Consider the following 20,903-nt stretch of genomic DNA (forward strand, 5'->3'; position numbering starts at 1 on the left):
GACACCCTCTTTTACATTGGAAAAGTCTAATACTTAGCTGTGCTAGGATGGAGGCGCAAATTGGCGGTAGAACAGAAAAAAGCGCCATCCACTACCTGAATGGTGGCGCTAAAAAGTGACAATCATTCGCCTTCGATATAGTATTTGGACACATATGATGCGCTCTCGAAAATATTCGGTCGAGCACCGTCTATTCCTGCTTCTGTACCGCGTTTTTTGTGTGCATTTTCATAAGCCTTCGATTTTTGCCAGTTTTCGAATGAGCTTTCATTTTTCCAGATGGTCATAATGATGTAGGTGTTGGAGCTCAATGGACGCAATACACGGATTGCGATAAAACCTGGTTCATTCTCAATCAGCCTCGGCCTGTTCAAAAATCGGTCTTCAAAAAGGGGCCGGCCTTCATCTGTTACAGGGATATTATTGAAGACAGCAAAACCTTCATGCCCAAGGTTGCCTGCAGAATCGATCACCTCATATTTCCTCGGTGAACTGAACACTGTTTTCTTGTCTGTCTCATGGACAAGGAGTGATGACTCATTATTGTTCATCAATACCATAGTTTCTCCCTGGTGCTTTTCTTTTAATTTCAGCAAAAAATCTGGAGTTCCCGATGTAATATATAGATTCATTTTCTCACCTCATTTTAATAAAAGTGCTTTGCTTCTATTATACTAATTGTATGCTGTTAAACCCAAGCTATCATCTGTTTTCCCTTTTATAGAGGAAGTAAAAGCAAAATTCGTCAAATTTTCAACAATTTAAAGCGTTTCCTATGAAAACGGCTGATAAAAACGATATAGTGTATATAGTTTGTTTTTTTGTTATAACAGCGCGAGGCTATCGCAAATCTGATTTGGAAAATAGTTGTTTTTTATTTTAATCCTTTTATATTACAATGGAATACAGACATTACTGAAAGGTGGACAACACTCAATGAGCAAGATGATTAACGATACATTTTTAAAAGCAGCCAGAGGAGAAGCAACAGATTATGTTCCGGTCTGGTATATGAGACAGGCTGGAAGGTCACAGCCTGAATATAGAGAGATTAAGGAAAAGTATTCCTTGTTCGAAATTACGCACCAGCCTGAGCTTTGCGCATATGTTACAAGGCTCCCTGTAGAACAATATGATGTTGATGCGGCGATTCTTTACAAAGACATCATGACACCTCTGCCAGCTATGGGTGTGGATGTGGAAATTAAGTCTGGGATCGGCCCTGTCATTTCGAACCCAGTAAAAACATTGGCAGACGTTGAAAAGCTGGGTGCGATCAACCCTGAATCAGATATTCCGTATGTACTTGATACAATCAAGCTTCTTACAGAAGAACAGCTGTCTGTGCCATTGATCGGCTTCTCAGGAGCACCGTTCACACTAGCAAGCTATATGATTGAAGGAGGACCTTCAAAAAACTACAACAAGACAAAAGCATTTATGTACGCTCAGCCTGAAGCCTGGTTCGCGTTGATGGACAAGCTAGGCGATATGGTAATTACATATGTTAAATCCCAAATCAATGCCGGGGTTAAAGCAATCCAGATTTTTGATTCTTGGGTGGGGGCACTGAATGTCCAGGATTACCGTACATTCATCAAGCCCGTTATGAACAGGATTTTTTCTGAACTTAAGAAAGAAAATGTACCATTGATCATGTTTGGGGTTGGAGCAAGCCATCTTGCCATGGAATGGAACGATCTTCCGCTTGATGTAGTAGGACTGGACTGGCGTTTACAGGTGAGCGAGGCTCGCGAACTTGGAATCCAGAAAACCGTCATGGGAAATCTTGACCCTGCAATTCTTCTTGCACCATGGAATGTAATCGAAGAAAGGGCAAAAGCCATTCTTGACCAGGGTATGGCACAGCCTGGATACATCTTCAATCTTGGGCATGGTGTATTCCCATCAGTAAACCCTGAAACATTGAAAAAGCTGACGGCTTTCATCCATGAGTACTCTGCCTCAAAACTAGGCAAATAGGTCTTTATTCTGCTTCAGAGCATTACATTTGGTAAAATGGTCTTGGTTTTGGCAGAATAGAAGCTTAGAGACACGAAAAAGAGGTGCAATCATGACTAAGAAAAAGATGGGTTTGCTTGTGATGGCATATGGCACGCCCTACAAAGAAGAAGATATTGAACGATATTATACACATATCCGCCACGGACGCACTCCGTCACCGGAAATGCTTGAGGACTTAACACAGCGTTATGAAGCAATTGGCGGTATTTCTCCACTTGCGAAAATTACCGTGGCGCAGGGCGAGAAGCTTGAACAGCATTTGAACAGCGTCCAGGATGACATCGAATTCAAGATGTATCTCGGTTTAAAGCATATTGAGCCATTCATCGAGGATGCTGTGAAGCAAATGCATGACGATGGCATTGAAGAGGCAGTAAGCATTGTGCTCGCACCCCATTTCTCAACGTTCAGCGTCAAATCGTATAACGGACGCGCCAAAGAAGAAGCGGAAAAGCTCGGCGGACCCGAAATTGTTTCGGTTGAACAGTGGTACGATGAGCCGAAATTCATCAAATACTGGTCCGACCGCGTGGCAAAGACATTCGCTGAAATGCCTGCTGACGAGCGCGAAAACTCAGTATTGATCGTTTCCGCCCATAGCCTTCCGGAGAAGATTCTGCAAATGGGGGATCCTTATCCTGATCAATTAAAAGAAACAGCTGATATGATCGCCAAGCAGGCAAACGTAACAAAATACGAAGTTGGCTGGCAAAGTGCTGGCAACACACCTGAGCCATGGTTAGGGCCAGATGTCCAGGACTTGACGAGAGACCTGTACGAGGCAAATGGCTATAAAGCCTTTGTATATGTGCCGGCTGGATTTGTTTCCGACCATCTTGAAGTACTGTATGACAATGATTATGAATGCAAGATTGTGACTGAAGAGATTGGAGCCAGCTATTACAGGCCTCCAATGCCAAATACAGAACCTGAATTCATTGATGCATTGTCAGCTGTCATTCTAAAGAAGCTGTCAACTTCACGCTAAAACTATTCAAAGAAGGCGATTTACCGTGACAGAAAAAAAGAAAGTTGTAATTGTAGGGGGCGGCATTACTGGTTGGCGGCAGCTTACTATTTGCAAAAGCATGCCAGGGAGAACCACCTTCCTCTTGATGTGAAACTGGTCGAATCCTCCCATCGTGTTGGCGGGAAAATGCAAACGTATGTAAAAGATGGATTTGTCATTGAAAGAGGACCGGATTCCTTCCTTGAAAGAAAAGAAAGCGCAGGACGTTTAGCGAGGGAAGTAGGTTTAGGAGATAAATTAGTCAATAACAGTACGGGGAAATCGTATGTACTGGTGAAGGACAAGCTCCACCCTATGCCTGGCGGAGCAGTGATGGGAATTCCTACTCAGATTGGCCCCTTCGTTACAACCGGCCTATTTTCCTGGCCAGGTAAATTCCGGGCTGCTGGAGACTTCTTTATGCCACCTTCAAAGGTAAAAGGAGATCAGTCTCTTGGTGAATTTTTCCGGCGCAGACTAGGCGATGAAGTCGTTGAAAACCTGATTGAGCCTCTGCTTTCCGGTATTTATGCAGGGGATATTGATAACATGAGCCTATTGTCCACTTTTCCGCAATTCTATCAGGTGGAGCAGAAATACGGGAGCTTGATTCTTGGCACAAAGAAAACAACTCCCTCGGCAAAAAAGAAGCCTGCTGAAACCGGACAAGCCAAGAAAAAAGGAATGTTCCTGACCGTGACTACGGGTTTGCAATCTTTTGTCGATGCAATTGAGTCTAAATTCGAACCCGGTTCTGTCATTAAAGGGATCCGTGTCGATAAAGTAAGCAAGCAGGGCAGCAGCTACCGTCTGAGACTGAGCAGCGGTGAATCGCTCGATGCAGACAGCATTCTTTTAGCTGCACCGCATGAAGCAGCGCTGCATATGTTCTCCGACCACGAACATGTTTTTGATCCATTCCGCGACATGCCTTCAACATCCGTCGCGACGGTTGCCATGGCGTTCCCGGAAAGTGTCATAAAAGAAGATATTGATGGTACAGGCTTCGTTGTGTCAAGGAACAGCGATTATACAATCACTGCCTGCACCTGGACACATAAAAAGTGGCCTCATACTACCCCTGAGGGAAAAGTCTTGCTCCGCCTTTATGTCGGCAGGCCAGGGGACGAGGCGATTGTCGAGCTTTCAGACGATGAAATCATCAAGATTGCCCTCGAGGATTTAAACAAAACAATGGATATTCAGGCACAACCTGATTTTGCAGTAGTTTCCCGATGGAAAGAGGCAATGCCGCAGTATACAGTCGGGCATAAGGAGAGAGTCGCGAATCTGAAGAATGATCTGGCCAATGAGCTTCCAGGTGTCTTTGTAGGCGGCAGCTCTTATGAAGGAGTCGGACTTCCAGACTGCATAGACCAGGGAGAAGCAGCGGTTGAAAAAATCCTTAATTACTTAAAACTGAAATAAGGAACTGTTTTCGTGTTGATTGTTTTCGAAAACAACTAAAAAAAAGAGCCAGCCGTTCATGAAGAACGAGCTGGCTTTTCATGTGCAGTTTTGACAACTGCGGGAAAGGGATTGTATTACACCCGGAAAACCGGGGAAGGAAAACGAAATTTATAACTTTCCAGGGTCCATGCACCCATCACACTTATTTCCGTAGCATTCATGCTGTTCATCAATTGATTCTCCACACTCAATACATTGCTTCTTCGGCAAATTACGAAAGAATTCTACGACATTTTGAATCATGTTGTTTCCCTCCAAACAAGTTGTGTTTTGATACAGGTTTGTTTTTTATTTAATTGTATTATAACAGAATAGATGTCGTCAATCATAATTTTCTGAAAAAGCCGTTAAAGTGAAAAAATGGGCAGAATGAAGTATAGTGATAGAAAAAGCGTGTTAAATAGGAGGGAAATGAATGAAGCTGACTATAGTAGGATTCTGGGGAGGCTATCCGAAGGTAAATGAGGCCAGCACGGGATATTTGCTTGAGCATGAAGGATTTAAGCTAATGATCGACTTTGGCAGCGGTGTACTGGCGAGGCTTCAAAATTTTGTCCAGCCAGAAGAGTTGGATGCCTTGGTACTGTCGCATTATCATCCCGATCACATAGCAGACATTGGCGTATTACAGCATGCCCGTCTGATTCAGGGCTTCCTGGGGAAAAAGTCCCCACAGCTTCCGATTTACGGCCATGGCCAGGATGAACAGGAGTTTGCGAAGCTTACATATAAAAACATCACAAAAGGGATTGCTTATGATCCGGCAAAAAAACTTAACATAGGACCTTTCACGATTTCATTCTTGCCTGCCGTCCACCCGGTTCCTTGCTATGCGATGCGAATTGAAGCAGGAGGCAAGTCAATTGTGTATACTGCCGATACTTCCTTTAAGGAAGAGTTCATTCCATTTGCTTCCGGTGCAGACCTGCTGCTTTCAGAATGTAATTTTTACGGGAACCAGGATGGCAAAGGTGCGGGGCATATGAACAGCTATGATAACGGAAAGCTTGCTGCCGAAGCGGATGTTAAACAGCTGGTACTTACCCATCTGCCGCATTACGGTGAAATCGACCAGCTAGTTTCTGAAGCTTCAACAGTTTTCAATGGCCCGGTTACCCTTGCAAGGGAAGGGCTCGAAATCATTCTATAAAAGGAGACTTAACCATGTTATTTATTGATAATAAGGGAATTACAGATCCAAGGATCAACCTGGCTATTGAAGAGTATGCCTTGAAGAACCTGGACATCAATGAAACTTACTTGCTGTTTTATATAAACGAACCATCCATCATTATTGGCAAGAACCAGAACACGATTGAAGAGATAAATACGGAATATGTCGAGAAAAATGGCATCCACGTTGTCCGCCGGTTATCAGGAGGCGGAGCTGTATACCATGACCTTGGCAACCTGAACTTCAGCTTTATCACGAAGGACGACGGAGATAGCTTCCATAATTTCAGGAAGTTCACCGAGCCAGTGGTGAACGCACTGAGAAAACTTGGTGTCAATGCAGAATTAAGCGGCAGGAATGACCTGCTGGCAGAAGGCAGAAAGATATCCGGAAACGCACAATTTTCGACTAGAGGGCGGATGTTCAGCCATGGAACCCTGCTGTTTGACTCGGAGATCGAAAGCGTCGTTTCCGCGCTTAACGTTAAAAAAGACAAAATAGAATCTAAGGGAATCAAATCCATCCGCAGCCGAGTGGCGAATATCTCCGAGTTCCTCTCAGAAAAAGTGACAATTGAGGAATTCCGTTCCCTTCTGCTGAAAAATATCTTTGATGGTCAGGATGATATCCCGGAGTATGTCTTAACAGAGAAAGACTGGGAAAATATCCATGAGCTTTCTAAGGAAAGATACCAGAACTGGGATTGGAATTACGGAAAATCTCCTAAGTTTAACCTGCAGCATTCGCATCGATTCCCTGTTGGCCAGATCGATGTCCGTTTTGAGGTTAATAAAGGAGTCATCGAAAATTGTAAAATCTATGGAGATTTCTTCGGTGTAGGGGATGTCACTGAAATTGAGGACAAGCTGACAGGACTTAAATATGTGAAATCACAAATTACCGGTGCGTTGGAAGATGTGGACATCAAACATTATTTCGGAAATATTTCTAAAGAAGATTTCATTAACTTAATATATTAAATTTAGAAAACGCGGTGTAGTTATACCGCGTTTTAAATTTTTTAATGTAAAATTGTTAGAATTTCGACATATTTTCCTTGAATCCATAATTTTCTTTCAATATAATATATTTAGAAAACTTTTTTACGAAGTTTGGTGATTCTTGTCACCGCAAAGGGGGAAGGGAGTTAATGAATCTTTCATCACAGCTTCATCACACGGCCTCAATGCTTGGCAATAAGCCGGCATATTTTTTCATGGACAAAGCAAGCACCTATGCAGAGCTTGATGCTACTGTAACGAAGTTTGCTTCTGGTCTTGAGAAACTAGGGGTAAAAAAAGGCGATCATATCGCATTGTTGCTAGGAAACTCTCCACATTTTGTCATCAGTATGTACGGAGCGCTTAGGCTCGGTGCAACAGTCATTCCCATCAATCCAATATACACAGCAGATGAAATCGGCTATATCTTGAACAATGGCGATGTAAAAGTAGTCGTTGGGCTGGATCTAATGCTGCCGCTCGCAGAAAAAATGCATCAGCTTCTGCCAAAGGTCGAACACTTCGTGATTGCGGAGACAGGCCAAAGCCAGATGTCTGAAGAGGAAATGTCCAAGCTTTCTTTAGGTTCGAAAATGAAACCGTTTACACATGTCGTTGGTGCCGGAGACCTGGATTTCAAGGGTCCTGAACTGAATGATGATGATATCGCAATCATTCTTTATACCTCGGGAACGACAGGCAAACCTAAGGGGGCTATGCTTACACATAAAAATCTATATAGCAATGCAAAGGATGTAAGCGATTACCTTAAGATGAATGAAGATGACAAGGTGATTACCGCTTTGCCAATGTTCCATGTTTTCTGTTTGACAGTCGCTCTTAATGCGCCATTGATGAACGGCGGAACATTGTTGATTGTCCCTAAGTTCAGTCCGGCAGAAGTGTTCCGGATCGCCAGGGAATACGAGGCAACTGTTTTTGCAGGCGTGCCGACGATGTATAATTTCCTATTCCAGTATCCCGAAGGAAATCCAGATGATCTTAAGTCACTTCGACTGTGTATTTCCGGCGGCGCTTCTCTTCCGGTTGCGCTTCTTCAGAATTTCGAGCGCAAATTCAATGTTATGGTTTCAGAAGGATACGGTTTGTCGGAGGCAGCACCAGTTACATGCTTCAATCCGCTGGACCGTCCGCGTAAAGCTGGTTCAATTGGAACCTCGATTGTGAACGTTGAGAACAAAGTAGTCAATGAAATGGGAGATGAAGTGGCTCCTGGAGAAGTTGGCGAATTGATCGTCCGCGGCCCGAACGTAATGGCAGGCTACTATAAAATGCCAGAAGAGACAGCTGCGACGATCAGGGATGGCTGGTTGTATACAGGAGACCTAGCCCGCATGGACGAAGAAGGATATTTCTACATTGTTGACCGCAAAAAGGACTTGATCCTCGTCGGCGGATACAATGTATATCCTCGTGAAGTAGAAGAAGTATTATACAATCATTCTGATGTGGTTGAGGTTGCTGTCCTCGGTGTTCCGGACCCGAATTTCGGTGAAGCAGTCAGATGCTATGTTGTCAGCAAGAACCCTGAATTGACAGAAGATCAACTGCTCGAATATTGCCGCGAGCACTTGGCGAAATACAAGGTGCCAAGCGCGATCGAGTTCCTTGAAGAACTTCCGAAAAATACAACTGGGAAAATTTTAAGAAGAGCATTGAAGAATCAGGTATTACAAAAACAATAATTTTTACAGTTGTGAGGCAGGCGCCATGCCTGCCTTGTTTTGTGTGATCTCAGCTTCGAAAGCTGGTCAGAAGTAATACAAATCGCTGGTGCTTTTCTGACAAAGGAGCAGGAAATTTGCCGCCTTGGCTAGAATGTCATTGGAGAAGGAGTTGATCAGTATGGGAAACATCGAATATCATTTAGAGGGATATACAGCATTCGTCACGCTGAATCGTCCGGACGCATTAAATGCTTTTAATTATGATACACTAGATGAATTGCAGAAGGTCATTGAAAAAATCAGGACAAACCGTGATGTGAGGGTCGTGATTTTTACCGGAGCAGGTGAGAAGGCATTCAGTGTTGGGGCAGATTTAAAGGAGCGCCGTACACTGTCTGATGAGGACGTAAAGAGGAACATCTATAAAATAGGCGAGGTCTTCACGATGATTGACCAGTTGCCGCAGCCGACAATCGCAGCAATCAATGGATTTGCCTTCGGCGGCGGAATGGAGCTCGCCCTGGCATGTGATTTCCGCATTGCCGCGGCTGGGACGCAGATGGGATTGACGGAGACGAGCCTGGCGATCATTCCTGGGGCAGGAGGAACCCAGCGGCTGCCAAGGCTGATTGGCCAGGCAAAAGCACTTGAGCTGATCTTGACAGCGCGCCGGCTAAAAACAGAGGAAGCTCTGGATTATGGTCTGTTTACTGCTGTCGTCGAAAAAGAAAGCTTGCTTGATGAATGCGTGAAATTTGCCGAAATGATGCTGGCCAACGGACCTGTCGCACTGCAGCAGGCAAAGTACGCTGTCAAGCAGGGGATGAATGCAGACTTGCAGACAGGGCTGCAAATTGAGCGCAAAGCCTATGAAGTCACGATTCCGACGGAAGACCGACTCGAAGCACTGGCTGCATTCAGCGAGAAACGAAAGCCTGACTTTAAAGGAAAGTAACTCAACACGGCCGCGGCCGTGTTTTTTTATGTTTTATGTAATCTTAGTGCTGTAAATAATGAAGTTTAGAGATTAAATTTGCCGTGGAGTCCACGTTTTTATCAATAATTTAATCAGGTTTCTCAATAACTTGACCACTTTTCAAAGTAATTCGACCACATATTCGATTTTTTCGACCAACTCGTATATTAACAGCATGCCAGTCATGGGAACTTTTACGTAATTAATTATTTCGGTAAAAGAAACACTTTTCCGAGGTGCTGGAAGTATGTATAATATATTTTAATTGATTAAAGGATTTGTATTTATACATAGTAATAGAAAGGCGGGAAGCGAGTGGAAAGTACATTGGTTGCTAAGCAGGCGACAGATTTTAAAAGAGGGATTCAATCAGGCATCAGTATTGCGATAGGCTATATGCCGGTTGCGCTTACCTTTGGCCTGATTGCCAAGACAACGGGGCTAGCCCTTAGCGAGACCATCATGATGAGTTTGCTGGTGTTTGCGGGAGCCGCACAATATATTTCATTAAGCCTACTCGCCCAGGGTATTGGGATCTTTGAAGTCATTCTCACCACCTTTATCGTGAATATCCGCCATTTTCTCATGTCTGCGTCCTTGAATGAAAAAGCAGAAGAGGACACCGTGGCAGAGAGAATGGGCTATTCATTCGGGATCACGGATGAGACATTTTCAGTCGCAGCGACACGCGAGGGTACAATCAATGCCCGTTATATGTTTGGTTTAAACCTGACTGCTTACTCAAGCTGGGTCGTTTTCTCAGGGTTAGGCTTCATCATTGGGGCAGGGTTGCCTCAGACACTCCAGGAGAGCATGTCAGTCGCATTATATGCCATGTTTGTGGGCTTACTGGTCCCATCGATGAAAGGTAATGTAAAAGTTGTATATCTGGCCGTACTCGCAGCTGCGTTCAACTCGATTTTTACGATGGCTGAACTTATGTCCACAGGCTGGGCTATCGTGCTGGCAACATTGCTATCAGCGATTCTTGTAGAGGCAGTTGAAACATTCAAGAAAGGCAGGAGGGCAGAAACTGATGAGTAAAGAAATCGTCATCATGATCATAGGCATGGCTATCGTTACCTATATTCCGAGGATGCTTCCGTTTGTAATGTTCCGCGGAAAAGAACTGCCTCCATTTCTGCAGGGCGTCCTGAAAAATGTCCCTTATGCCACACTGGGAGCGCTGATCTTCCCGGCCATTCTGTTCATTCAGGAAGACATCTGGTACGGACTGGTCGGTGCAGCCGCCGCCTTCATCGTTGCCTTTATGGGAGCAAATGTCATCGTGGTCGTAATTGGTTCGATCTCCGTTTTGACTTTATATTCTTATTTCTTTTAGATCTGCAGAAATGCAGGTCTATTTTTATGCATAAATGATTACCTGAATAAAAACGGGCTGGCTGATCGCAAAAATAAATGAAATGTTGACAAGATGAATGAATAGATTATAATTAACTTTATTAATTCCGACTAAAACAATAAGTTTTATTAGAATAGGGTGGTTTAATTGTTTATTGAAATCAGCAATGTACACAAACAATACGCGGACAAAAATAATCACCAGGTTGATATTCTAAAAGATATTAATCTCGAAGTGAATAAAGGGGAATTTGTATCGATTCTTGGGCCATCTGGCTGCGGTAAATCGACGCTTCTTTCTATAGTGGCTGGACTGACTCCGGCAACGAACGGCGAAATTAAAGTCTCAGGCAAGAAGATAGATAAACCAGGAAAGGACAGAGGAATGGTTTTCCAGCAGGCCGCGCTGTTCCCGTGGTTGAATGTCCTGGAAAATGTTCTCTTCCCGCTTAAACAGGAAATGCCAAAGAAACAGGCGGAAGCGGAGGCAAAGAAACAATTACAAAAGGTACAGCTTAGCAAATACCTTTCCCACTATCCTCACGAGCTATCAGGAGGAATGCAGCAGAGGGTGGCGATAGCAAGGGCGCTGGCGATGAATCCGGAAATCCTTTTAATGGATGAACCATTTGGCGCTCTGGATGAACAGACTCGTTCTCGGCTCCATGAACAGCTGGAGACGATCTGGGCAGAAACTCAGAAAACCATCCTGTTCGTCACTCACAGCATTTCTGAATCCATTAAACTATCAGACCGGATCATTGTTATGGGAACGAAGCCAGGGGTGATCCTTAAGGATATTAAAGTAGAGATTCCAAGGCCCCGCCATGAGCATAAAAAAGAGATGGTGGAACTGGAAGAATATATTATGAGTTATTTGAAGAAGGAGATCGACAAAGTCATCAGGGAGGAGCTTGCAGATGAATCCGCACATTAAGAGAATTATATTTTTCGCAGCAATCATTGCATTCTGGTACACAGGAAGCAAGCTTGAATGGTGGATGCCCATCATCCTTCCATCTCCGGAAAAAGTCCTGGAGGCACTGGTCACAGGATTCGAGGATAAAACTTTGATCTATGATCTGATCGCCAGCTTCAAACGTCTTGCGATTGGTCTCGGTCTCTCTCTGGTCATTGGGACTGCGCTTGGAGTCCTGCTCGCAAAATCCAAAACGGCGGATGAGACATTGGGAACTATTGTCCTCGCATTTCAAAGTGTCCCGAGCATCGTATGGCTTCCGCTCGCAATTATGTGGTTCGGCATGAACGAGAAGGCCGTAATTTTTGTAGTCGTTCTTGGAGGGACATTTGTCATGACCCTTAATATCAGGGTAGGCATCAAAAATGTTTCCCCTTTATTTATAAAGGCCGCGAAAACGATGGGCGTGACAGGCTGGAACTTATATAAAAGGGTTATTTTTCCGGCAGCGATCCCCTATGTGGTAACCGGCTCAAGACTGGCATGGGCATTTGCTTGGCGGGCCTTGATGGCAGGGGAACTTCTAAGCACAGGACCTGGCCTCGGATATACGCTCCGTTATGCCTCAGATTTCGGCAATATGGGGCTTGTGATTGGCGTCATGATCATTATTGGTGTCATCGGAACAATCGTAGATCAGCTTATCTTCCAGCGCATCGAAAAATCGGTGCTGAATCGCTGGGGACTTGATTCATAAAATAAGGAGGAAAAGTTAATGAAAAAAGCTATTTTATTTTTAACAGTGTTGTTTACAGCTGCGATGGTACTTGCTGGCTGCGGTTCAAGCGGTTCATCGACAACTTCAGCAGGCAAGGAAAAAATCGTTATCGGCTACTTCCCGAACATCAACCACGTACCTGCCATGGTGGCAAAAGATAAAGGCTATTTTGAACAGCAGCTTGGCGATGGAACAACAATCGAGTATAAGACATTTGCAGAAGGCGGTTCTTTCATGACTGCACTGAAAACGGGTGAGATCGATGCAGGTCTTGTTGGCCCGGGTCCAGCGATGAACAATTACTCAACAGGTGCAGACGTTAAAATCATTGCCGGCGCTTCCACTGGGGGTACAGTGGTATTGGCAAGAAAAGGAGTCGAGATCAACTCAGTTGAAGACTTCGCAGGCAAGACATTCATCACCCCTGGAGTAGGATGCACACATGATGTTCAGTACGAAACATACCTTGAAGCAGAGGGAATCACATCACAACGAATAGGCGGAACAATGAAGCATCTTACTGGCCAGCCGGCACAATACTCGGCGATGCTTAAGGCAGGCAAGGTGGACATCGCGGTAGCTCCAGAGCCATGGGCAGCGGTAATTGAAAAAGAAACAGGAGCAGAAGTCGTTATCGGCTGGGATGAAGTATCCTTCGGAGAAACGCTTCCTGCATCCGTTATGGTTACTTCCGGTAAAATGATCGAGGAAAAACCAGAAACAGTACAAAAAATTATTGATGCTCATAAAGATGCTGTGAAATTCATCAATGAAAACCCAGCTGAAGCACAGGAAATCACAATTAAAGACATTAAAGAAACCACAGGGCAGGAGCTTGAAAAAGATGTAGTCGAGCTGGCGTGGGGACGAATTGGTTTCACTCATGAAGTCGATGCACAGGCAATCCAGGACTTCTCTGATTCATCTTACGCATTGAAGTTCCTGAAAGACAAACCAGACTTCAAAACACTGATTGACGATAGCTTTCTAAACTAATGGCTCTGTTAAAGGTAAATGTTGATATTTGATACCTGCCCGAAATCTTAGTATAATCAATATAAGAACAAGTATTCGGGAGGTTGTAAGTATGAGTAAAGCGTTTAGTAACTTGTTAAAACACATTGATAAACTACCACATACGAAAAAAGAACAAGTTTATCAATGGGTTAAACGCTATGTTCAACCTTCTTCTTCTGTCGGTGGTCGTCTAATCAATGAAATGCGAGAAACTCGTTTTAAAGAAGGATTTGAATGCCCTCATTGTGCTTCTGAACACGTTGTTAGGTTCGGAAAATATAATGGTCGGCAACGCTACCGTTGTAAGTGTTGTAGTAAGTCCTTTACTGATACAACAAATACAGTCTTATATCGCACTCGAAAAGGTGACGAATGGATTACATTTGTTGATTGCATGTTCAAAGGCTATTCCCTACGAAAATCTGCCGAAATCGTAGGGGTTACTTGGGTTACACTTTTTTATTGGAGACACAAATTGTTAAACGCACTAAAACAAATGGATTTTGAACAATTTGAAGGTATCGTTGAAGTTGACGAGACCTATTTCCTTTACTCTGAAAAAGGTAAACGTGGTATTTCTGAACGTAAACCCCGTAAACGTGGTGGGAAATCCAAACACAGAGGAATTAGTCACGAACAAGTTTGCGTTCTTGTTGCCAGAGACCGCACAAAAGCAACTGTATCAAAAGTAGCTTGTATGGGGCGTGTTGTGAAAACTAAGGTTGAAACTATGATTGGTTCTAAACTGTCACCTGATAATGTACTGGTTACAGATGCTTGGAGAGCCTACAAAACCTATGCAAAAGAAAAAGGAATAGAGCATTACAGAATCAAATCAAATGATGGCAAACACGTTATTAAGGGTTTGTATCACATTCAAAATGTTAATGGTCTACATTCTCGTATGAAACAATGGATAGACCGTTTTAAAGGCGTGTCTACGAAATACCTCGACAACTACCTTTCTTGGTTCTTGTTTGTAGATAGCCGAAGCAATGAAAGCACAAAACACAATATTAAAGAGTTCTTGCTTACATCATTTGTATTTGAAATGAAGGATACTTATGATAGTTTGCGTATGGCAAAATTTAAGGTTTAGAGTTTCATAATTCTCTGTTTAAAATGAGTAGTGTGGAGGTGAACAAAATAATATCACGAAAAATAATTTCTGCATCTGTCTCTGGTTCTATGTTTACTATTTTGTTAGGTCTAATCGTACCTAATCCATTTGGTGGAACTATTTCATCAATACCAAATTATTTATTTGCTGTTGCATTAAGCACACCTGTTTATTTGATGTATAGTTTCCCAGCAATTTTAATTTATGGAGTATTAACCTCTATCATTAGTGATAAAGTCAGTCAATTCATTTCAACAAAAATGAAAAATGAAAAATCTGAAATAGTTATCTCTGGCATTTTACACGCTGTTTTTGGTCTTATATTACTATTGTATAGTTTAGGGGCTTCATTGTTGTTCTTTATTACAGATAGAGTTCTACAAAAGAAAAATAAAGATTTTAAACCTTTACAAGCCATTAAGAGTTTTGCAATTCCATTAGCAGTCTGGCTAATTTTTATGGGGATTGTATATTTAGAGCATATATTAAATGGTGTATAAAAGGTATCGGGAAACCTTTATAAAGGGTTTCCCGAATTTTATATCATTTTTCAACATTAAAGATTAACAGAGCCAAACTAATAAAAAGAGTATCAGGAGTCTTCCTGGTACTCTTTTTGGTGTTAAAAACAGCTGCTGAATAAGCGAAGTATGGGGAATTCATGAATCACGATAACTAAATCACAGTAAACAGAGATTTCCATCGTATAAATGAGCAGAATTTGCCCGAAAAGCGGGAGGGCTGTAGGTTTCGGTAACATGTTGGGTTACCGTTCAAGCCGAAAGATACCCTTATGCAGTGCATTTCTCCGCTATAAGGGTCCCGTTCAAGCCGAAAGATACCCTTATGCAAGACAATTCTCCGCTATAAGGGTACCATTCAAGCCGAAAGATACTTTTATGCCAGCCAATTCCATGTTTGAAGAACTTGTACCCCCGAAAAGCGGGGTAGCAGAAGAATTCGGTAACATGTTGGAGGAACATGTGCCCCTGCCAGCAATAACTTGTTCTATTTTTTGGACAAAGGATTAAAATAGTTATAGATATGGTTGTACGTAAAGGGGGATAAGCTATGGCGAGAAAGATGGGTTTTTATGGTGTGGTCGCCTATGTGCTCTATGGTTTCGCGGTGTACTGGTATTTATTTTACTTTGCAGATAGTAATCTACCATTTGAGTTTGAAGGTTCGAGGGCAGACCCGGCAACATTCTTGAATGGACGAGAATTGATGCTGAGTGAGGAATACTCAAAAATCAGGAATTTATTGTTCTTTCTGTCCACACCCTTCGAGTGGCTGTTTTACTTTTTGATTCTCCTGCTGGGACTTTCAAAAGCTTTTAAGAAATGGGGAGAAGAGACGGCGAAGAATAAGTATGGCCAGACAGCGATTTATTTAATATGGCTTTCGTTCTTTGCTTATATCGCGACCTTCCCTCTAAGTTACATCAGTTATACGCTGTCCAAGACCTATAATATATCGACGCAAACATTCGCCTCTTGGATGAAGGATGAACTTATCGATTTCTGGGTCAACTATGCGTTGATGTTTGTGATTGTCATTGTCCTGTACTGGCTGATGAACAAGTTCAAAAGGTTCTGGTGGCTGTTTGCATGGATGCTGTCCGTTCCGTTCACATTGTTCATCATGTTCCTTCAGCCTGTTGTGATCGACCCGTTGTACAATGATTTTTCCCCGCTGAAAAATAAAGAGCTGGAGACGAAAATCCTTGATATTGCGGAGCAGGCTAATATTCCAGCTGATCATGTGTTCGAAGTCGATATGGCTGAAAAGACAAATGCCCTGAATGCGTATGTGACGGGAATTGGTTCTAATTCAAGAATTGTTCTTTGGGATACGACATTAAACCGGCTGAACGATGACCAAATTTTGTTCATCATGGCCCATGAAATGGCTCACTATGTGGAGAAGCATTTATATATCGGGATCGCCGGCTACCTGGTACTTTCTTTGTTCGGCCTATACATTGTTTCAAGACTGATGAACTGGGCGATCAAGCGATGGGGAAAAGAGTTCAAACTAGAGCACCCCGGGGACTTGAGATCATTCCCGCTGTTCCTGATGTTCCTTTCGATGATCATGTTTGCCGCAAGCCCGGTTTCCAATCTTGTGTCCCGTTATCAGGAGACAAGAGCTGACCGGTATGCGATTGAAATGACTGACAACACAGATGCAGCGATTTCTGCATTCCAGGAACTGACGAAGGCGGGGCGCAGCCAGGTAAATCCTCCATGGCTGGTGAAAATCTTCCGGTACGGACATCCGACAATGCTAGAACGAATTTCCCGACTCGAGGATTATGAAGTGGAAAAGAGGAATGAGCAGGAAGATGAATATTAACAAAGAAAGCCCTCGCACAATGAGGGCTTTCTTTTTGGGGGAATTTAATACAACAAAGCAATCAGCTCTATACCAAAATAATAAAATATCCCCTATATAGGGGATATCACTCATCTAAGTGCCAAATTGTTTGTTGAGATCCTTCAATTCTTCCGTCAATGTTAAGAACAGGATTTTGTCTCTTTCATCGATTGCTTTATCAATTTTCGACATCAGTTTTTCTTTTCTGGTGTTCAGCTGAATTTCGGAAATAAGCATGTCAACATACAGGTCCAGAACAAAAGATTCCTTGGCTTTAATGCGTTTCATCACACTAGCCTTCATGGTTTCAGAATACGATTTTTCTTTCACTGACCTCACCTCTTAGACCTTTTTTATATTATATGGATTATCGAAAAGATAATCAACTAAATTTTTATAATTTTTAGAAAATTTATATCTAAACGCTAAATGTGGCTAAAAATAGAACTTTTTCTGTAACTAAAGAAAATTTAAACACTTATGGTAAAATAGGGTATAAGGTATTTTAGGAGGTGAAGGAATGACAGGTAATACAAAGAACTTAGTAGAAGAGTACGAAATAAATCCTTTTACCATGATAATTATTCCTGAAGAATACGGCAGCAGGATTTACTCCAGGGTGATCGAGCTGGAGGAGGAGTATTTATCCCCGTTCAGACCAATAGATATCGTTAAGAAAAGCTGCAAATATTTTGGAAGCAGTTACGATGGCAGAAAAGAGGGAACGAAACAGCTTACCGGGATCACCCACAAAACCCCGATCATCATCGACCCTATAAGCTCCATTTATTTCATGCCTACAAGCTCACCTACAAAACCGGATTGCATATGGGTTTCACATGAACATGTATTATTCCATAAGAAGGTGGATGCCCACAGTACACAGGTTACCTTCAGGAATAAGAAAACCCTGATTCTTCCGGTATCCCATCATTCATTTGAAAACCAGCTGCTGCGGACATCCCTGTTGCGCACCAAATTCATGCAGCGGATGAAAGACACTGAACGTAAAGCGCTATATCTTCTTCATGGGCCAAAATTCAGTGAATCGCAAGGATATCCTCATGCAAGCCTCGTCAGTGAGGTATATAAGGACTGAATAAAGAATCCGGTTTTTCAGCCGGATTCTTTTTGTTCTGCTGTCATGGGTTTAAACCGTTTGAAAAGGTAATGGACCATCAGCTCTTGGACTTTGTTGCGTATTCGGGGATTGAAATAGTTATGCTGTTCTTCGTAGCCTTTGTAGATGAAGAGGAACATGGTGAAGGCGTCATCCCGCTTTACTTCTTCAACCTTAAGATTATTCTTTTTGAGGTAGCTTTTCACGATAAAGAGTTCTTTCTGGACTGCTTTCATTGTTTCTTCAATTAGTTCCAAATAGGGCTTCTTTAATTTAAATGGACTATTTTCAACGACAGAAAGATCCCGGTTGAGCACGACCAATACCATCGGCAAATAGATAGCCTGCTCCATAATATCACGGTCTTTCTCAGGAATCCTTGTCATTTTACTCTGTCCCTTCTGTATAAAATAAGAACGTTTGTTCGTAATTATCGTACTGGATTTTGAAGAGGATTTCAAGAGGATAAAAAAATTTACTCATCCCTATCATCTTCTCCAAAACAAAAGGAAACTTGCAGTGCTGGTGGAGAAGGGCTTTTTTTGAAGGCATTGTTAAAGTTAAATGTTGTTTTTTACTCCTGTTGATTGTAGTGGAAAGCGAAGCGCCTGGAACGAAAATCAACAGCCTAATTTGTGGGCCTTTCAGAAAAGATTAAAGTAAAAGCAGGAGATTTATTTCTGTTATCGAAATATAAAGTGAATAATTTTAACTTTGGAAGGATGGCTACCGAGATGGAAAAAAGATTTATCAAAGCAGAGGATTTATTTGAATTAAAGTCCGTTACTGACCCTCAGTTTTCACCTGATGGAAAGAAGTGTGTGTTTGTACAGACAGAGATGCTGGAGAGTAAAAATGATTATGTCTCTAATTTATACATAATTGACATTGAAGAAGGCGGAGAGCCGAAGCAATGGACTTACGGTGAAAACCGCAACCATTCCCCAAGGTGGTCACCGGACGGAACGAAGCTGGCTTTCGTATCTAACCGCAGCGGCAAGAACCAGATATTCGTACTGGATTCTGCAGGCGGGGAGGCAAAGCAGGCAACTGATTTCAAGAATGGTGCGAATGGACCAGTCTGGTCTCCGGATGGAGAGAGAATCGCCTGTTCCGTATCCTTGAAGCCTGATGAGGATTTGCTCGAAAAAGCAGAAGATAAGAAAGACGACAAGAAGCTGGAACCGTTCGTAGCTGAGGAAATGAAATATAAATCAGATGCAGCTGGTTTCTGGGACGGAAGATACAAGCAGACAGTCATCGTCAATCTTGCAGATGGCAAAGCGGAGCTTGTGGCAAAAGGTGAAGTGGACTATCACGTGCAATGCTGGTCTCCTGATGGTAAAAGCCTTGTATTGTCGGCAGATGAGTCACCTGAACGTGATTTCTCTTTTAAAAGTGATCTATGGCTGATGGACATTGAGACAGGTAAGAAAACGAAACTGACAAACGGCACGGGTTATTTCGGGAATGCTGTCTTCTCTCCTGACGGAAAGTATCTTGGCTACACGGGGCATGAGCGAGAGTTTGAGAACGCAACGTTAACTCAGCTTTGGGTACAGAATTTGGAGACTGGAAGCCTCCAATGCGTCACAGAAAACATGGATATCCTTGTGGGGGACGCAGTTGCTGCGGACTTCCACCAGGGAGCGCATAGCCCGGGGTTGATCTGGGGCGAAGATGGCACTAGCTTTTACTTCCTTGCCAGCGACCAGGGAAACACCGTGTTATATTTTGCGAATCTTGATGGCGAAGTATATCCGGCACTTCTTGACCAGCAGCATGTTTATGGGTACACTCTTGACCGTAAAAACCAGAGAATCATTGCAGCCATCAGCACTCCGGTGCAGCCGGGAGAATTGTTCGAGCTTGAAGTAACCACTGGGGAAATGAAAAAACTGACGTCCATCAATGAAAAGGTCCTGGAGTCTGTCACTTTATCGAAGCCAGAGCCAATTACTTTCGAAGCAAGTGACGGCACCCCTCTGCATGGCTGGATCATGAAGCCGGCCGGGTATGAAGAAGGAAAGAAATATCCGCTGATTCTTGAAGTACACGGAGGACCGCACGCTATGTATGCGAACTCATACTTCAATGAATTTCAGGTCCTGGCGGCTGAGGGCTACGGAGTTCTCTATATCAATCCACGCGGCAGCCATGGTTACGGGCAGCAATTCGTCAATGCTGTACGCGGTGATTATGGCGGCGGAGACTACCAGGATGTGATGGATGCTATTGATTACGCGCTGGAAAACTACGATTTCATTGACAAAGATCGATTGGGCGTGACAGGCGGGAGCTATGGCGGATTCATGACAAACTGGATTGTCGGGCATACGGACAGATTCAAGGCAGCAGTTACTCAGCGTTCGATTTCAAACTGGATCAGCTTTTATGGCGTCAGTGACATCGGCTACTATTTTACAGAGTGGCAGATTCAGGCTGATCTCAGCGATTTGGAAACATTGTGGAAACATTCACCTATCGCCTATGTGGATAAAATCAATACACCATTATTGATTCTTCATAGTGAAAAGGACTATCGCTGTCCAATTGAACAGGCAGAGCAGCTTTTCATCGCCTTGAAAAGACAAGGGAAGGAAACAAAGTTCATCCGCTTCCCTGAATCCAACCATGAGCTTTCAAGAAGCGGAAAGCCTAATCTGCGCCTGAGCAGGCTGGCGTCCATTGTTGATTGGTTCAATAGCCATCTGTAAAATGAACGAATTATTACCCGCGGCATGCCCTATGCCGCGGGTTAATTTTTGAAAAATTCTCCAGATAAGTTTAAGGTTATAGGTAAAGAAGGAAAATAGTAATAAAGTTGCTTTAGAAACAATGTTGCTAATCCACCAGTCCGGATGC

At 43.1% G+C, this 20,903-nt stretch carries 20 protein-coding genes and 1 pseudogene; 17 read left to right on the forward strand and 4 right to left on the reverse strand.

What is annotated here, in order from left to right; translation table 11 throughout:
- Positions 1-122 precede the first annotated feature (122 nt).
- On the reverse strand, positions 123-632 hold the full coding sequence (locus tag FOF60_RS06015; protein ID WP_192473294.1) for an antibiotic biosynthesis monooxygenase family protein: 510 nt from the start codon (positions 630-632) through the stop codon (positions 123-125).
- A gap of 304 nt (positions 633-936) precedes the next feature.
- On the opposite strand from FOF60_RS06015, the gene hemE reads away from it, so the two are divergent.
- The 3 genes and pseudogenes from hemE to hemY all read left to right on the forward strand — a co-directional run bounded on the left by hemE (position 937) and on the right by hemY (position 4,462).
- On the forward strand, positions 937-1,983 hold the full coding sequence (gene hemE, locus FOF60_RS06020) for a uroporphyrinogen decarboxylase (protein ID WP_192473295.1): 1,047 nt from the start codon (positions 937-939) through the stop codon (positions 1,981-1,983).
- A 91-nt stretch (positions 1,984-2,074) separates the two neighbouring features.
- On the forward strand, positions 2,075-3,013 hold the full coding sequence (gene hemH, locus FOF60_RS06025; protein ID WP_192473296.1) for a ferrochelatase: 939 nt from the start codon (positions 2,075-2,077) through the stop codon (positions 3,011-3,013).
- 25 nt (positions 3,014-3,038) lie between these two features.
- A pseudogene (hemY, locus tag FOF60_RS06030) lies at positions 3,039-4,462 on the forward strand (protoporphyrinogen oxidase).
- A 150-nt stretch (positions 4,463-4,612) separates the two neighbouring features.
- Here hemY and yhfH read toward each other — a convergent pair.
- Complete coding sequence (yhfH, locus tag FOF60_RS06035; protein WP_167832100.1) at positions 4,613-4,747, reverse strand: protein YhfH; 135 nt, start codon at positions 4,745-4,747, stop codon at positions 4,613-4,615.
- A gap of 172 nt (positions 4,748-4,919) precedes the next feature.
- Between yhfH and FOF60_RS06040 the strand changes: the two genes are divergently transcribed.
- The 12 genes from FOF60_RS06040 (at position 4,920) to FOF60_RS06095 (ending at position 16,897) form a co-directional block, all read left to right on the forward strand.
- The gene (locus FOF60_RS06040) at positions 4,920-5,654 is read left to right on the forward strand and encodes an MBL fold metallo-hydrolase (protein WP_192473297.1); all 735 of its coding nucleotides are present in this window, start codon (positions 4,920-4,922) and stop codon (positions 5,652-5,654) included.
- A 14-nt stretch (positions 5,655-5,668) separates the two neighbouring features.
- On the forward strand, positions 5,669-6,658 hold the full coding sequence (locus FOF60_RS06045; protein WP_192473298.1) for a lipoate--protein ligase: 990 nt from the start codon (positions 5,669-5,671) through the stop codon (positions 6,656-6,658).
- A 170-nt stretch (positions 6,659-6,828) separates the two neighbouring features.
- Positions 6,829-8,385, forward strand: coding sequence for a fatty acid--CoA ligase family protein (locus FOF60_RS06050; protein ID WP_192473299.1), 1,557 nt, complete (start codon positions 6,829-6,831; stop codon positions 8,383-8,385).
- Positions 8,386-8,545: 160 nt separating this feature from the next.
- Entirely contained in the window at positions 8,546-9,322 is a 777-nt protein-coding gene (locus tag FOF60_RS06055; RefSeq protein ID WP_192473300.1) for an enoyl-CoA hydratase-related protein, read from the forward strand.
- Between the two features lie 336 nt (positions 9,323-9,658).
- Complete coding sequence (locus tag FOF60_RS06060) at positions 9,659-10,387, forward strand: AzlC family ABC transporter permease (RefSeq protein WP_192473301.1); 729 nt, start codon at positions 9,659-9,661, stop codon at positions 10,385-10,387.
- Positions 10,380-10,685 carry an AzlD domain-containing protein gene (locus FOF60_RS06065; protein ID WP_192473302.1) on the forward strand — a complete coding sequence of 102 codons (306 nt, stop codon included), beginning with the start codon at positions 10,380-10,382 and terminating at the stop codon, positions 10,683-10,685. The genes FOF60_RS06060 and FOF60_RS06065 overlap by 8 nt, the downstream gene beginning before the upstream one ends.
- A gap of 168 nt (positions 10,686-10,853) precedes the next feature.
- Positions 10,854-11,642, forward strand: coding sequence for an ABC transporter ATP-binding protein (locus FOF60_RS06070; protein WP_192473303.1), 789 nt, complete (start codon positions 10,854-10,856; stop codon positions 11,640-11,642).
- A complete protein-coding gene (locus tag FOF60_RS06075) occupies positions 11,626-12,381 on the forward strand; it encodes an ABC transporter permease (RefSeq protein ID WP_192473304.1) in 756 nt (251 codons plus the stop codon). Before FOF60_RS06070 ends, FOF60_RS06075 begins: the two co-directional genes overlap by 17 nt.
- Positions 12,382-12,399: 18 nt before the next feature.
- Positions 12,400-13,398: an aliphatic sulfonate ABC transporter substrate-binding protein gene (locus FOF60_RS06080; protein WP_192473305.1), complete on the forward strand. Its 999-nt coding sequence runs from the start codon at positions 12,400-12,402 to the stop codon at positions 13,396-13,398.
- A gap of 91 nt (positions 13,399-13,489) precedes the next feature.
- A complete protein-coding gene (locus FOF60_RS06085; RefSeq protein ID WP_192473835.1) occupies positions 13,490-14,518 on the forward strand; it encodes an IS1595 family transposase in 1,029 nt (342 codons plus the stop codon).
- Between the two features lie 38 nt (positions 14,519-14,556).
- Complete coding sequence (locus tag FOF60_RS06090; RefSeq protein WP_264647601.1) at positions 14,557-15,039, forward strand: hypothetical protein; 483 nt, start codon at positions 14,557-14,559, stop codon at positions 15,037-15,039.
- Between the two features lie 571 nt (positions 15,040-15,610).
- Positions 15,611-16,897: a M48 family metallopeptidase gene (locus FOF60_RS06095; RefSeq protein WP_192473707.1), complete on the forward strand. Its 1,287-nt coding sequence runs from the start codon at positions 15,611-15,613 to the stop codon at positions 16,895-16,897.
- 114 nt (positions 16,898-17,011) lie between these two features.
- Here FOF60_RS06095 and FOF60_RS06100 read toward each other — a convergent pair whose 3' ends face one another.
- Complete coding sequence (locus FOF60_RS06100; protein ID WP_225650507.1) at positions 17,012-17,206, reverse strand: IDEAL domain-containing protein; 195 nt, start codon at positions 17,204-17,206, stop codon at positions 17,012-17,014.
- Positions 17,207-17,438: 232 nt separating this feature from the next.
- On the opposite strand from FOF60_RS06100, the gene FOF60_RS06105 reads away from it, so the two are divergent.
- Positions 17,439-18,017 carry a competence protein ComK gene (locus FOF60_RS06105; RefSeq protein ID WP_192473705.1) on the forward strand — a complete coding sequence of 193 codons (579 nt, stop codon included), beginning with the start codon at positions 17,439-17,441 and terminating at the stop codon, positions 18,015-18,017.
- Between the two features lie 17 nt (positions 18,018-18,034).
- Here the strand turns inward: FOF60_RS06105 and FOF60_RS06110 are convergent, their stop codons facing one another.
- Entirely contained in the window at positions 18,035-18,424 is a 390-nt protein-coding gene (locus tag FOF60_RS06110; protein ID WP_192473704.1) for a YhjD family protein, read from the reverse strand.
- Positions 18,425-18,772: 348 nt separating this feature from the next.
- Here FOF60_RS06110 and FOF60_RS06115 point away from each other — a divergent pair, with 348 nt between their 5' ends.
- The gene (locus FOF60_RS06115; RefSeq protein ID WP_225650506.1) at positions 18,773-20,755 is read left to right on the forward strand and encodes a S9 family peptidase; all 1,983 of its coding nucleotides are present in this window, start codon (positions 18,773-18,775) and stop codon (positions 20,753-20,755) included.
- Positions 20,756-20,903 lie beyond the last annotated feature (148 nt).

The organism is Mesobacillus jeotgali, assembly GCF_014856545.2.
Taxonomy (GTDB): domain Bacteria; phylum Bacillota; class Bacilli; order Bacillales; family Cytobacillaceae; genus Mesobacillus.

Bases quoted from the DNA above. Each gene is read 5' to 3' on its own strand.
- FOF60_RS06015 (WP_192473294.1), bottom strand. From the start codon at position 632: ATGAATCTATATATTACATCGGGAACTCCAGATTTTTTGCTGAAATTA.
- hemE (WP_192473295.1), top strand. From the start codon at position 937: ATGAGCAAGATGATTAACGATACATTTTTAAAAGCAGCCAGAGGAGAA.
- hemH (WP_192473296.1), top strand. From the start codon at position 2,075: ATGACTAAGAAAAAGATGGGTTTGCTTGTGATGGCATATGGCACGCCC.
- yhfH (WP_167832100.1), bottom strand. From the start codon at position 4,747: ATGATTCAAAATGTCGTAGAATTCTTTCGTAATTTGCCGAAGAAGCAA.
- FOF60_RS06040 (WP_192473297.1), top strand. From the start codon at position 4,920: ATGAAGCTGACTATAGTAGGATTCTGGGGAGGCTATCCGAAGGTAAAT.
- FOF60_RS06045 (WP_192473298.1), top strand. From the start codon at position 5,669: ATGTTATTTATTGATAATAAGGGAATTACAGATCCAAGGATCAACCTG.
- FOF60_RS06050 (WP_192473299.1), top strand. From the start codon at position 6,829: ATGAATCTTTCATCACAGCTTCATCACACGGCCTCAATGCTTGGCAAT.
- FOF60_RS06055 (WP_192473300.1), top strand. From the start codon at position 8,546: ATGGGAAACATCGAATATCATTTAGAGGGATATACAGCATTCGTCACG.
- FOF60_RS06065 (WP_192473302.1), top strand. From the start codon at position 10,380: ATGAGTAAAGAAATCGTCATCATGATCATAGGCATGGCTATCGTTACC.
- FOF60_RS06075 (WP_192473304.1), top strand. From the start codon at position 11,626: ATGAATCCGCACATTAAGAGAATTATATTTTTCGCAGCAATCATTGCA.
- FOF60_RS06080 (WP_192473305.1), top strand. From the start codon at position 12,400: ATGAAAAAAGCTATTTTATTTTTAACAGTGTTGTTTACAGCTGCGATG.
- FOF60_RS06085 (WP_192473835.1), top strand. From the start codon at position 13,490: ATGAGTAAAGCGTTTAGTAACTTGTTAAAACACATTGATAAACTACCA.
- FOF60_RS06095 (WP_192473707.1), top strand. From the start codon at position 15,611: ATGGCGAGAAAGATGGGTTTTTATGGTGTGGTCGCCTATGTGCTCTAT.
- FOF60_RS06100 (WP_225650507.1), bottom strand. From the start codon at position 17,206: ATGAAACGCATTAAAGCCAAGGAATCTTTTGTTCTGGACCTGTATGTT.
- FOF60_RS06105 (WP_192473705.1), top strand. From the start codon at position 17,439: ATGACAGGTAATACAAAGAACTTAGTAGAAGAGTACGAAATAAATCCT.
- FOF60_RS06110 (WP_192473704.1), bottom strand. From the start codon at position 18,424: ATGACAAGGATTCCTGAGAAAGACCGTGATATTATGGAGCAGGCTATC.
- FOF60_RS06115 (WP_225650506.1), top strand. From the start codon at position 18,773: ATGGAAAAAAGATTTATCAAAGCAGAGGATTTATTTGAATTAAAGTCC.